8 protein-coding genes are annotated in these 12,963 nt (G+C 73.0%); all 8 read right to left on the bottom strand.

Annotated features, from left to right (window positions below):
- Positions 1 to 52: 52 nt before the first annotated feature.
- Genes ACZ7L6_RS06290 through ACZ7L6_RS06255 form a run of 8 tightly spaced genes read right to left on the bottom strand, consistent with a single transcriptional unit; the run spans position 53 to position 12,953 of the window.
- Entirely contained in the window at positions 53 to 940 is an 888-nt protein-coding gene (locus ACZ7L6_RS06290; RefSeq protein WP_471920813.1) for a peptidoglycan-binding protein, read from the bottom strand.
- Positions 940 to 2,496, bottom strand: coding sequence for a DUF6519 domain-containing protein (locus tag ACZ7L6_RS06285; protein ID WP_471920812.1), 1,557 nt, complete (start codon positions 2,494 to 2,496; stop codon positions 940 to 942). Before ACZ7L6_RS06285 ends, ACZ7L6_RS06290 begins: the two co-directional genes overlap by 1 nt.
- A 56-nt stretch (positions 2,497 to 2,552) precedes the next feature.
- Positions 2,553 to 4,739: a hypothetical protein gene (locus tag ACZ7L6_RS06280; RefSeq protein ID WP_471920811.1), complete on the bottom strand. Its 2,187-nt coding sequence runs from the start codon at positions 4,737 to 4,739 to the stop codon at positions 2,553 to 2,555.
- Entirely contained in the window at positions 4,739 to 8,572 is a 3,834-nt protein-coding gene (locus ACZ7L6_RS06275; protein WP_471920810.1) for a putative baseplate assembly protein, read from the bottom strand. Before ACZ7L6_RS06275 ends, ACZ7L6_RS06280 begins: the two co-directional genes overlap by 1 nt.
- Positions 8,569 to 11,673, bottom strand: coding sequence for a putative baseplate assembly protein (locus ACZ7L6_RS06270; RefSeq protein WP_471920809.1), 3,105 nt, complete (start codon positions 11,671 to 11,673; stop codon positions 8,569 to 8,571). Before ACZ7L6_RS06270 ends, ACZ7L6_RS06275 begins: the two co-directional genes overlap by 4 nt.
- Positions 11,670 to 12,062, bottom strand: coding sequence for a GPW/gp25 family protein (locus tag ACZ7L6_RS06265; protein ID WP_471920808.1), 393 nt, complete (start codon positions 12,060 to 12,062; stop codon positions 11,670 to 11,672). Before ACZ7L6_RS06265 ends, ACZ7L6_RS06270 begins: the two co-directional genes overlap by 4 nt.
- On the bottom strand, positions 12,059 to 12,394 hold the full coding sequence (locus tag ACZ7L6_RS06260; protein WP_471920807.1) for a hypothetical protein: 336 nt from the start codon (positions 12,392 to 12,394) through the stop codon (positions 12,059 to 12,061). Before ACZ7L6_RS06260 ends, ACZ7L6_RS06265 begins: the two co-directional genes overlap by 4 nt.
- Positions 12,395 to 12,416: 22 nt before the next feature.
- The gene (locus tag ACZ7L6_RS06255; RefSeq protein ID WP_398823864.1) at positions 12,417 to 12,953 is read right to left on the bottom strand and encodes a phage baseplate assembly protein V; all 537 of its coding nucleotides are present in this window, start codon (positions 12,951 to 12,953) and stop codon (positions 12,417 to 12,419) included.
- Positions 12,954 to 12,963 lie beyond the last annotated feature (10 nt).

The following is a 12,963-nucleotide window of genomic DNA, read 5'->3' as shown; positions in this document are numbered from 1 at the left end:
GTACCTGGACCGTCCTCATGGCCTCACGGAATTCATGGCCTCGCGGAAGGCGTCACACGTTGGGCACCTTCAGCTTGTCCCAGCTGACCTTGCCGGGAATGCCGTCCGCGTCCTTGCCCTTGAAGCCGAGCTTGTGCTGCCAGGCGGCGTAGGAGCGGCGGTCGGCCTCGGTCCACTCGGGGCTCGGGCCCTCCTCGTAGCGTCCGCAGCCCTCGGCGACCAGGCGGCGGCCCATGGCGGTGATGACCGGCGACCTCTGGCCGACGTGGAAGAAGCCACTGCCCGGGAAGGGCTCGTACGTCGGCTTGGGCGCGGGCTTGGGGTCGGGGGTGGGCTCGCCTCCACCGCCGCCCTTCAGCCGCTGCGCGATGCGCCCCCGCATACCGTCCATGGTGAAGCCGCGCGGGTCCTGCTTGCCCGGCTGCCACTCCTTGTGGCCGATGACCGAGCGCTCGCTCCAGCCGTGGTGGCGGCAGATCGCGGCCGAGACCTTCTCGATGGCCTCCTTCTGCGCCTCGGGCCAGGGGTCCTTCCCGTCGCCGAGGTTGATGCACTCGAAGCCGTAGAAGTGGGCGTTGCCGTCGGTGTCGGCCTCGTTGTCCGGCGGCAGCTTCGACTCGTTGATCACGGCGCGCAGGACGTCGCTGTCGCCGAGGCCGGCGTGGTTGGCGCGGCCGTTGCCGACGAGGTGGACGTGGCCCTTCTTGTCGATGACGCCGTGGCACAGCGGGCCCGGCAGACCGGAGTAGCCGTTGTAGCAGATGTCGACCGAGGCCTCGGTGCCCTTGGTGACGGTGTGGTGGATCATCACGCCGTTCACCGGGCCCCAGGGGCCCTTGCTGTTGCGGTTGTGGGTGCGCCAGCTGCGGACCTCGTGGACCGTCAGGCCCTCCGCGCGGAGGATCTCCAGCAGCTTGGACGCGCTAAGGGGCTTGGCCATTACTCGTCTCCCTCCGCCGCGGCCTCCGCCTCCGCGGTGGTCTGCGACCTCCCGCCCGACGGGTCCTCCGCCAACTGCTCCTCGCGGCGCGCCTGTTCCTCCGCCGCGAGCGTCGCCTCGTCGGCGGCCGGGATGCTGTTGGCCAGCGGGTTGAAGGCGAGGCGCAGGTCGACGGTGCCGCCCTCGCCCTTGACCAGGGCCAGCGGCGCGAAGCCGCGCACGATGCCGGAGGGCCCCTGCAGCAGCGGGCGGCGGGCGGCGTCCGTGGGCCACTCGACGCTGCCGGTGGCGGTGCGGGCGGGGATGATCCAGTGGTCGCCGGTGCGGTAGTCGGCGCCCTTGGCGAAGTACACCTCGACGCCGTCCTCCAGCGGCAGCCACTCCCCCTCCGCGACCGGGATCGCGCCGCCCTTCAGCGCGGTCGTACGGCCCTTGCGCCTCGGTCCCTCGTGGTGGTCCCAGCGGCGCAGGTACGGGTTGAGGTGGGGCAGCCGTCCGACGCCCGGGGCGGGCTCGGCGGACAGGCGCACCCGGCGGCCCGGCAGGTCCAGTTCCTCGACCCGCAGCAGGGGCAGGGGTTCGAGGCGGGAGGCGTACGCGGTGTCGACGAACTCCACGTGGTCGCCGACGTCGAGGTCCAGCTTGTCGTCGTGCCCGAGGGACGCCAACTGCACCCAGGTGCCGTCGAGTTCGTCGACGGGGAACACCACCGAGCCGTTCTCCCGGGACCACTTGAAGGTGGCGTCCTTCGCCTCGCCCCCCGCGTGCACCTCGACCCGGTACAGCTGGTTCTCCTGGCCCCGGTAGCGGGCGTCCGGCTTGACCAGGCAGGGGTCCTCGTCGGCGTGATCAGGCCGTTCGCTGCGGGCGGCGAGGCGGGCGGTGGGCGTGGCCTGCTTCTGCGCCCACTTGTCGAAGGCGGCCCGGACGACCTCCTTGGAGGGGTTACTCTCCTCGATCTCCAGCGCGGCCAGGGAGAGCGGCAGCACCTGCCAGACGACCTTCACCCGGGCCGCGGTGTCCGGCATCGCCGCGCCGAGCGCGACCTCGCGCAGCGCCGGGTCCTCGGCGGCGGAGACGGCACGCTCCCAGACCTGCAGGTAGACGACGAACGGCGACTGGGCGGGCGAGGGCAGCCGGTCGCCGGGCTTCTCCGGGTCGCGGAAGCCGTCGGGCTGGTCCCAGTAGGTCCAGTACGCGGGCGGGGCGGCGGCGTCCTGCTCCGCGGAGTCCTCGGCGTCCTCGTCCGGGACCGGCACGCCGGGCGCCGGGCGGGTCGCGTCGCACAGGATGCCGTCGACGTAGTAGCGGCCACCGTGGATGAAGAGCGTGTCGATGTCGTGCTTGCCGCCCACGTAGTCGATCTTGAAGCCCGCGTCCCGCACGGGGCCGCCGTACCGGCCGATCAGATCGGCGGCGAGGGTGCGGGCCTGGTGGAGCTGGATCGCGGTCTGCTCGTTGATGTCCGCGTCGAGCTGGACGCGCCCCTGCTGGGCGATGACCGCCGAGTAGCGCCGCTGCGGGCGGAACGTGAGGCGGGAGAGGTCAGCGTGCATGAAGGGGGTCCCCCTGGTTCAGGAAAGTGCGGGTTCGCGAAGTCGGTGGGTGCGGCTCACGTCACGAAGAAGATCCCGGCGTCCGTGCCCGCCGGGGTGTACTCCGCGAGCCGTGCCCGGAGGCCGTCCTCGCGCTGCGGCCGGTACAGGTCGTGGAAGGCGCCCATCTCGGCGCCGTCGTCCGAGCCGCGCCGGATCTCCTCGGCGCACCGGTCGGCGAGCAGCCCGTACCAGGGCGTGCCGTACCGCTCGGAGGTGAACAACGGCCGTACGCGCCCGGCCTGTTCGGGCCCGGCCAGGTCGGGCTGGCAGCGGAACCGGCGTGGGGTGCGCGACCCGGCCGGCACATACGAATACCGCAGGCAGCCGATGCCGCGCCGGGCCACGTGGAGCCGGCCGGTGAAGACCGAGTTCTCGGCGATCTGCACGGCGTGGGTGTGGATCTCGCCGATGACGGTGGTGCGGTGCAGGTGCAGCACCGCGTGGGCGTGGCGGCAGTCCGGCGCGGACAGGGCCTCGCGGTCGCTGCCCGTCGCGTCGAGGATGCTGTCGCGCAGGTGGATGTCGAGCGGTTCCTCGCTCACCTCGTCGCCGATGACCTCGATGGTGCCGAGGATGCTGTGCTCGACCTGGAGGCATGCGGTGGTGCGCTCCAGGACGATGCTGGGCTCCTCGGGCGAGTGCGGCTCGCACTCGGGCTCCAGCGACCAGCCGGGCACGAGCGTGGAGTGCCGTACGACGACGGCGCCCACGGGGCCGGTGACGTTGATGCCGCGTCCGGCGACCAGCAGGCCGTCGAGGACGATGCGGGGACGCTCGTGCGGGGCGCAGTCCTCCGACACCGCGCGGACGTTGAGGGCGTCGGGGCGGTTGCTGTACCAGTCGAGCAGGCGTATCACCGGGCGGGTGCCCTCGGCGGCCCGGACTTCGAGGCGGTCGCCGGGGTCGAGGTCGAAGTCCAGCTGCTCCTGGTAGGCGCCGCTGTGTGTGATCTCGATGATGCCGGCGGGGCCGGTCCGGTCGGCGCGGCGGTCATGCTGCCAGGCCCGGTAGGCGTCCATGATCTGGCGGTACGGCTGCCCGGGACCGACGCGGTAGACCTCGGCGTCGGGGCGCGGCTCGCGGTCGAGGCGGTCGTACTCGCCGCCGCCCATGTCGGCCGCGAACGCGTAGTGGTAGTCCACCCACACGCCCTGCCGGGGCGCCGACCGAGACCCGAACGCGATCCGCCCCAGCTCCGGGTCCACCGCGACCTGACCGCGCTTGGGCCGGTAGCGCCAGTCGGACAGGTCGGCGACCACGATGTCGGACGGCGGTACGGGCTGGTCCTCGCCGTCGCGCCGGATGACGAGGCTCTTGCCGGGGCCGTAGTAGTCGGTGAGCCGGTCGTGCAGCCGGCGGCGGGTGATGAAGGCCGGGACGTTGTCGATGGTCGCGATGTGCGTGGGCGACGGCTCCGGGAACGGTTTCGTCACCAGCGGGGTGTCGTTGCCCAGGATCGAGAAGGTGTAGAGGTTGCGGGCGCGGTCGATGCAGTACGCCGGGGACTGCGTGAGCGAGTGCGCCCTCAGCCGCCAGACGAAGAGCGCGACCCCGGCCGGGGTCAGACCGCCCTGCCGGTGGCGGGAGTCGGCGCGGCGGACGTCGACCGTACGGGCCGTCGCGCCGAAGGGGCCGCCCGCGAGGTCGAGCGCGGAGTTGTCGCGCAGGTCGACGAGCCGGCCGCGCGTGCCGCGGTGGACGCCCGTGTCGCCGTACAGCTTCACGGGCTGGGTGTGGGAGACCTGCCGGGACAGCTCGACGGCGCGCGCGGGCCAGCCGGTGACCTGGTCGGAGAGTTCCTCCAGGAGGTGGAGGGTGCCCTTGCGGCGGCGGTTGGCGACGGTGGCCGCGACGTCGGCGCGCGGGGCGACGGCCTCGGCCAGGGCCGCACGGCCACCCTCGTGCAGGCCGGTGGTGAGGACGCGCTCGTAACCGGGCAGGGTGCGGTAGCCGACCAGGTCGCCGAGGTACGGCAGCACCCACGGCGCGGCCGTCTCCACGAACAGGTCCTCGTAGCCCTGCCGGACGCCGTCACGGACCCGGTCGAGCTGCTCGGCGATCACCGCGAGCAGGGCGCGCAGCGGCTCGCCCTCCTCGGCGTCGCGCAGCAGGTGCCAGCGCGGCAGCAACGCGGCGAGCCCGTCGGGTTCCCTGGACGATGTCGCCGGGGCCGAAGTCTCCAACTTGACGTCCGGGGACATCACTTGACCTCCGTCAGAATCAGGGTGTCCGCGGCCTTCGGCGACAGCAGCGCGAGCTGGGCCGGGCGGATACCGCGGAAGACGAACACCGAACGGCCCTTCGCCAGGCGCCGGGTGTCGGTGATGTCGGGGTTGAGGCGCAGGAGTTCGGCGAGCGGGACGCCGTACTCGGCGCAGATCTCCGACAGGGTTTCGCCGTTCGCGGCGCGGACCGTGTGGATCTTCTCGTCGTACGCCGCCGGATGCGCCGGGACCGACGCCTTGGGCGGGCCGGGGTCGGTGAGGATCCCGGTGAGCTCCTCGGGCGTGGCGGACGCGGGGACACCGGTGAAGACGTCCACGTCCACGTAGTCGACGCCGGGCACGGAGTGGGCCGTGGCCAGGACGTCCGAGAGACGGGCCGGGCGGCCCAACTCCCGTCCCTCGTAGCCGAGTCGGCGCAGCAGCGCCTGGCGCAGGCGAGGCTCCACGATCTCCCAGGCGTGGTCGGGAGCGACCTTCACCTTGGCGGCCACGAGCAACAGGACCAGCTCGCGCACGTCCACCTGGACGGGGAGGTTCATGTCCCCGTACTCGGTCAGCGCCCCGCGCAGAGCCTTCAGCGTGTCCGAGTCGCCGTCGATCGGCACGTCGTCCGTGCCCGCGACCGTCACGTGCAGCACGCGCCGCCGCCCGTCGAAGAGTTCCTGCGCGGCGGCCCGGCCGATGCCGGCGCGGGAGCGGGCGAAGTCCTCGTAGTCGGACGCGGAGACCAGGCGGTCCAGGGCCGACACGGCGAGCGGGATGGTACGGCGGGTCAGGCCGGGCCCGTCCGCGTCGGCGCCGCCCTTGGCCGGACGCGGGTTGGTGACCTGCGTGACGCCGAGGGGGCGGGTGAGGGGCTGGGTGACGCGGTCCGCGGCGACGTTGGCGGCCTTGCCCGTGCCGAAGCGGTAGCGGGCGCGGACGTTCTCGTGACCGCTCGGCAGCCGGGCGCCGTTGATGCCGTCGCCGAACGTCACCGTCGTACGGCCGTCCGCGGTGGACCCGGTGATGTAGATCCGTTCGCCCGGACCGCGTCCGGCAAGGCTGTCGACCTCGTGCCAGAGCACTCCGTCGACGCGGATCTCCAGCACGGGTGTGGCGCCGAGGGGGTTGTCGTCGGCGAGCCAGGTGAGCGGGGACTGCCACAGCGCGAACGTCTGGTTCACGCGGTCCGAGTCACCGCTGCCGATGGCCTCCTCGCGGCTCTCGCCGTGGGTGGCCTCGACGACGTTGCCGAGGATCTTCACGGTCTCGCGGCGGTAGCGGTGGGCGAGGTCGGCGGTCAGGGTCAGGCGGGTGTGGATGTGATCGCCGGGGAGCTGCCGGTCGACGGCCGGGTCAGCGGCGGCGAGCGTGACGACCTCCGTGGCCCGCACGCCCGCGGTCCCCGGTATGTCACTGCGCTCGCCGCTGACGATGAGCGTCCGGCCGGGCCGCAACCCGTCGTACAGCTGGGCCAGTTCGATCTCGTTGCCGTGGACGTCCTCGCCGAGCGGTTCGTCGGCGAGGCGGAGCGGTTCGCCGGCCGCGTGGACGGTGGTGTCGCGGATGTGCGAGAGCAGCACGTCGAACTCGTCCAGCCACGGGTCGGCCAGGGTGAGTTCGGTGCCGCGGCCGGTGATCCCGTAGTTGGTGTACGCCGCCGTACGCGCAGCGACGACCTGGGTGGTGACGAACGCGAGCTTGGGATCGCCGGGGACGCCGTCCTGGGCGCCCTTGGCGGGGCGCTGGATCGCGACCCAGCTGCCGACCGTGATGCCGGTGTGCACCGTGTCCAGCTGGAGGACGCGGCGGTTGAGGGGCTCGGGCTTGCTGGCGATCACGACCTCGACGTTGGGCTCGGTGGTGCCCACCGTGTACTTGAGGCTGACCTCGTACTCGCCGTGCGTGAACTGCTCGCTCGTGTTCGGCCGCAGCGCGATCTGCTCGGACGTGCCGTTGTGGACGCCGACGTGGACCAGGCCCTCGTCGTCCGGGCGGGACACGAACAGCGTGCGCTCGGGCAGGCCCGACTCGAAGCGGGCCGTGACACCGGGCTCCTGGGAGTCGGCGGGGCGGCGGTTGAGCCAGCTGAGGTCGCGGTCCTGGCCGGAGCGCACGGACAGCTCGACCTGCCCCGTGCCGAGCGGGAACCTCACCGGCTGGGTGACCGGCAGGTTCTCGGCGCGCTGGTCGGAGCTGCTGCCCTCGACGTACTGGAACTCGGCCCGGACCGGCGTCCGGCCCGCCGTGTCGTACACGACCCGCATGCTCGCCAGCACCGCACCCGTGAGCGGCCAGTCCGCGGTGCGGATGACCCGGCCGCGGTCGTCCTGGACGGGCTTGAGCGGGGCCGTGGCGCCGAAGGGGGCGGCGGTGACCCGCATGGCGAGCAGTTCGCGCAGGAGCTGGGGGGTGCCGGGGGCGGCGGCTGTCCGCCATGCCGGGTAGAGCGTGCCCAGACCGGGGTTCAGGGCGGAGAGCAGGCGCGCGGTGTCACCGCCGGGCCGCTGGTGACCGGTGCCGCCATGCGGGGCGGGGGTGGAGGCGCGCAGGGCGGGGAGGACAGCGCCCAGGGCTTGAAGGGCCGCGGTGCGCGAGTCGTCCTTCAGGGGCGCGGGCCGTGTCGAGATGCGGCTCCGCCGCGTGGGCGCGACCAGCCCAGACGGCGCCGCAGACGCCCGACGACCCTCCGTGGCACTGTCTGTCTGCGCAGGCGCCAACTCCAATGCACGCTCAGCCAGTTCCGCCAGCACCGCCTCCAACTGCTCGAACCAAGCCGCCACATCCTCATACGGCTCGGCCAGCACCTGCGCCTCCCCGAGCCGCGCGACCGGCTCGGCAAGCCGCGCCGCGAGCCGCTCGGGCGTCTTGATCCCGTCCAGATCCTCCCGCAGAGGCGCGAGCACCTGGTCCTCGAAGTCCTCGATCAGCCGGCTGACCGGCCGCGGGTTGGGCACCTCGGGCGTAGGCGGCTCATCGCCGGGTTCACCCGGCACGGCGGGCGCCGCAGTCCAGCGCCGTACCTCGTCGACGAGCTCCTTCAGCGTCGGCGGAGCCGACTTCGGCAGCGAAATCGCCGTGATCTCGTCGTCCCGGTCGACGCGCGCCTTGGCGACCGGCAACAGCTTGCGCTCGCCGCCCGCCTTTTCACCGAAGACGAAGAGCAACTGGTCCCCGGTCTGGAGCGAGTTCGCCGTGCCCTCGACGAAGATCTCCGACCGCCGCTCCAGATCCTCCGGCGTGACAAGAGAGGGCCGCCGACGACGAACCTTCAGCTCGTTCCAGTCCCAGCGAGCCGTAAGGTCGCGGCTGGTCTCGAACGTGAGGGACTGCTCGTCGGCGGAAGCCGGCACGCTGTGGCTGCGGGCGCCGCGCGGAATGGTGACCGGCAGAGCCTCCGCGCGCGGATCGCGCTCCAGCGTGTACGCCAGGTGCGTGGCGGCGGCGACGCCGGGGCGCGGGCGGTGGCCGACGAGGCGGCCGAGCAGCACCAGGGAGCGGTGCTCGTTGGCCGTGCGGACGTAGGCCTCGTCGGCGATGCGCTCGGAATGGAAGGTGAGCAGGTCACCGAGGACGGCGGTGGCGTCGAGCAGGCCGATGGCCGGGTCGTCCGGGGTGCGCACGGTGAGGCCGCCCAGCGCCGGGTACGCCGGTGAGGCGAGGCGGTCGAGGAGGGCGGCCCGGAAGGAGCCGTACTCCCCGACGCGGTAGTCGAGGGCCGTGCGGCCGGGCGGGTTGTGCACGGGGGCCGGGGCGAGCCGCTCGTCGTGGCCGGCGCGGCAGGCGCCACCGCAGGTGCACTCCTCGATCGTCGGGTCGGTCGTCATCGGGCACCTCCCAGGGAAATCGCCAGCCGGCCGTTCTCCGGCCGGTCCGGGTCGTTGTCACAGGTGGCGATCTCCAGCGGTCCGAGCCGCAGCACGCCGTCCTCCCTCTCTCCTCGATCCGGCTCGAACAGCCGCTGCAGCCGTGTGACTTGGACGCTCTCCACGCCGGGCACCGCTGCCGCGACGGCGACCAGACGGCTGAGCCGTACCGGTTCGCCGAAGGTCAGCGCGTCCGGGTGGAAGAAGCCCCGCACACTGCTGCCGAGTACGCGGTACAGCTCGGCCAGGATCTGACCGTGCTGGTGGCCGGGCTTGGCGCACACGGTGAGCGCGATGTCCAGCGGTACGAGACGCGCGGCGCCGACGACGACGTCGTGGCCGATGCGCCGGTACGGCTCCAGTGCCTGGGCGACCGACGCGAGCAGCTCGGCCGACGGGGCGCCGGTGCCGTACGCGTCGACGGCGATGTGCGCCTCCTGGACGCTGCCGGTCCAGCGCAGCTCCGCCGCCGCCCGCTGGACGCCGGGCAGGGCGGTGGCGAGGGCCGCGTAGTCGTCGGCGGTGACGGCGCGCAGGCGGGTGCGGCGCAGGCCGAGCGGGGCCAGCTGGCGTACCTGCTCGACGGGTTCGGGCTCGGTGCCGCCGGTGGCGGGCAGCGGGTTGCGTACCACGGCGGCGGGCGGGGTCTCGCAGTCGGACTGGACGACGAGGTGGTTGATGGCCTCCGCGCCGACGTTGCCCGCGGTGCCGCCGCCGAGCCGGTAATGCAGGGCGAGCCGGGATCCCGGGGTCGGCTTGGCGCCGTGGCGCCCGTCGCCGAAGCGCAGGGCGAGGCGGCCGTCGTCCTCGAGCTCGCCGACGAAGTGCCGGTCGCGGGGTCCGCTGTCGAGCAGGTCGCGGCGCGGCTCCCACGCCGTGTCGTCGTCCGCCTCGTGGAGACGTACGGCGGGCAGGGCGCGGCGCGGGTCCTGGTCGAGCGCGGCGGTGGCGGAGCCGCGCAGCACCGGCTCCTCGGGGTGCAGACCTGCCGCATACGCCGGGCCCCAGCTGTGGGCGATCTCCCAGGCGATGTTGCCGTCGAGGACGGTACCCGCGCGGGCGCGTGCCGTGAGGACCTCGATGCGGCGCAGCTTCGCGTCGAGCAACTGGTCGCTGCGGTGCAGGAGTTCACGCAGCGCACGGACGGGGTGGCGGCGCAGCTCGATGCGTTCCAGGATCTTCAGGCCGTAGATCACGGTGAGTTCGGCGATCTCGGCATCCGCGAGGCCGTCCCGGTCGCGGGCGCTGCGCCACAGTTCGACGAGCCGCTGCCGCACCCGCCCCGGGATCGCGGCGATCCGCTCGGCCTGCCCGGCGGCGACGGTGCCGGCGTGCGGGAACGGCACCGCCTGCGCCACGGGCGCACGGCCGAGGACGGGTCGGAACCGGGGCTGGATGCCGGGGTAGACGGACTGGGCGAGCAGCGTGCGCAGGGCGCCGGCCTGGGCGTACGCGGTGCCGGGGACGACGCGCTCGTGGCGCTGCCCGGCGCGCTCCAAGCCGATGCCTGCCCTTACGGTCGCCTCCTCGCCGACCACCTGGAACAGCTCACGGACGTCGTCCGGCGTCAGCGCCTCGCCGGATTCCGCCTGGTCCGTGAGGGAGTTGATGAGCCGTGCGGGCGCGTTGCCCTCGTCGCGGTCGTAGCAGCCGAAGGCCGGGGGGTCGCAGGGGGCGACCACAGCGGGTACCTGCGGGACGGTGAACGTCTCGGGCAGCCCGTGCAGCGTACGGCCGTGGTCGACGAGGACGACGTTGCCGCGGGCGAGGCTCACGTCTTCGACGGGCAGGCAGTCGCGGCCGCCGCGGGTGGAGAGGCACAGCGGGAAGCGCAGGGCGTCCTCGATGGCCCAGGTGACCTCCAGGACCGGCTGGTCCTCGATGCGGTCGACGGCGGGGGTGACGGAGGTCAGTCGGACGGCTTGGCGGTGGCTGGGGTCGGCGTCGCCCGGGGTACCGGTGCGCGGGCCCTTGATCTCCTCCAGGACGAGCAAGTCGCCCGGATTCAGGTCGAGTCGGCGCTCGCGGCAGGTCTCCGGGTCGACCCACTCGTCGCGCAGGGTGGCGGAGGTGGCGCCCTTCGGCAGGGTGCAGACCTCGCCGCCCCACGTCCACAGGCGGATGGCGTTGTGCGCGACGCGCAGTTGGAGCGGGTCGGCGGTGACGACGGGTTCGAAGACCTCCACCGAGCCGCGCTCGTCCAGGTCGCCGAGGTCGGACTCGTCGATGACGGTGCCTGGTTCGGGGCGGTCGTGCGGGTCGAGGGTGCGGACGTCGACGGAGGCGAAGCGGTAGGTGCCCGGGGCGAGGGTGTGGTCGCCGGCGGTCTCGACGGCGACGTAGGCGCGGGCCGTGCAGCCGTCGTGCATCGCGTAGTCGATGAGCCGGACATGACGCCGTACGGACACGCGGCGACGCGCGGTGTCGAGGTACGCCTCCGTGGCGACCGCGTCCTGCTGGTAGCTGATCTGGTCGCCGGTGTACGCGAGCAGCTCGACAAGGGTCATGCCCAGGTCGGCGGGGTTGCGCTCGACCCAGTCGGGCGTGGTGAGCGCGAGCCGGTCGAGGAGCAGCTTGCGGATGGTGTCGTAGTCGCGGGCGGTGTAGTCGATGACCGGCGCCGACGGGAAGCCTTCGGGCTCCTGCTCGTCTTCCTTGCAGTCGAAGGGGGTCGGGCAGTCGGGCCGGAAGGCGAAGGTGGCGCTGTGGTAGCGCTGGTCGAAGCCGCGGAAGGGCTCGCTGCCGGGGCGGCCGTACGGGTCGGTCTCGACGAGGGAGAGCCGGTAGCGGGAGGTGTCGCCGGCCTTGTCGAGGGTGACGTAGAGCCGGTCGTCGAGCTCGGCGTCCTCCTCCCTCTCGACGCTGACGTCGACGGCGGTGATGCCGGTGATGCGGCGGCCGCCGTCGATGCGGACGTTCTCGGGGACCAGGCCGTGCGGGGCCTTGCCGAGGAAGGTGACGGTGAGCAGCAGCCCGTCGTCGCTGACCTCGACAGCGTCGATGCCGTTGAGCTGGGCGGCGCGGACCTTCGCCCGGCGCGAGGTGGTGGCCGTACCGGTCATGCCGTGGCCCTCCCTTCGAAGACGTCGTCGCGCCGGGCGCCGTCGGCGCGTACGACGTACGACAGGTACACGCGGACGACGTTGTCCTCGCTGACCACGTCGAGGGCCTCCACGTCGATGAGATCGCCGAGCCAGCGCTGCAGCGAGGCCTGGACCGAGAGTTCGAGGGTGCTGATGAGTTCGGGACTGGTCGGGGCGAAGACCAGGTCCAGGAGCCCGCAGCCGAAGTCGGGGCGCATCACGCGCTCGCCGGGGCTGGTGAACAGCAACTGCTCGATGAGGTCGTGGACGTGCTCGCCGTGGGTGGCGTGCGCGGTGCGGCCCCGGCGGTCGGCGCGGAAGGGGAAGGCGATGTCGCTGCGCGGACGCCGGCTGACGTTACGGCTCATCGGACGGTGACCTTTCGCTGCGCGGCCTGGACGACAGGCGGTCCCTGCGGCACGAAGGCCGCGCTGAAGCACTCGGCCGCGGAGGTGTCCAGCAGCACGGGCGCGCCGTCGACGGTGATGCCGGTGCCGTCGGCGGTCCAGCGGACCGACACGCACGGCGAGGGCACCCGGTCGACGGTGTGCGGGCAGCCGGTGACGACGTAGCCGTGGGCGGCCGTTGCGACGGCGGCGCCACCGGCTCGTACGCCGCCGGAGGGTGTGCCGGCGGCGGTGACGCGACCGCCGTGCGGGCAGCCGATCACGGCGTCGGCGTCGAGCAGACTCCCGGGCATGTTCCTGGTTCCCCCGTCTTCCTCATCGCTTCGAGAGCACGGTCAACTGGCCCTCGTTGATGGTCACTTCACGGCCGCGCAGAATGACCTCCGCTCCCGCGCCGGTCGCGATGACCACGGCCTCCTTGGTGATACGGATGTACGCGCCGCCCTGGGCCTGCAGGAGGATCCCCTGCTCGGCACCGGGCGTGTCGTTCATGACGAGCTTGTGCGCCTGCGGCGTCTGCACGACGACCGGCTTGTTCGGCGCGTCGGCCGCCAGCTCCCGCCGCGCGTCGGGAGGCAGTTCCTCCGCGGCGCCGTACCAGCAGCCGGTCCACACGGGGAAGCTCGGGTCCCCCTGCTCGAACTCCACCCACACGCCCGCGCCGGGCGGCGGCACCACGAACTGGCCCGACTCGGGCCCGGTGAACGGCAGGCAGGGCAGCGCCCAGGTGGACGGCTCGTCGCCGAGGACGTCCGGGACCTCGACGGTGATACGCCCGATGCGCAGCGGGTCGTCGTTGCTGACGACCCGGCCGCGGAACTTGCCGAGGTAGCGATTGCTGGGTGCCGCCATGGTGGAGGTG

This window comes from Streptomyces sp. NPDC107522 (genome assembly GCF_055657525.1).
Note: the sequence above shows the minus strand (reverse complement) of the source record. Positions and strands in the feature narration are given on the sequence as shown.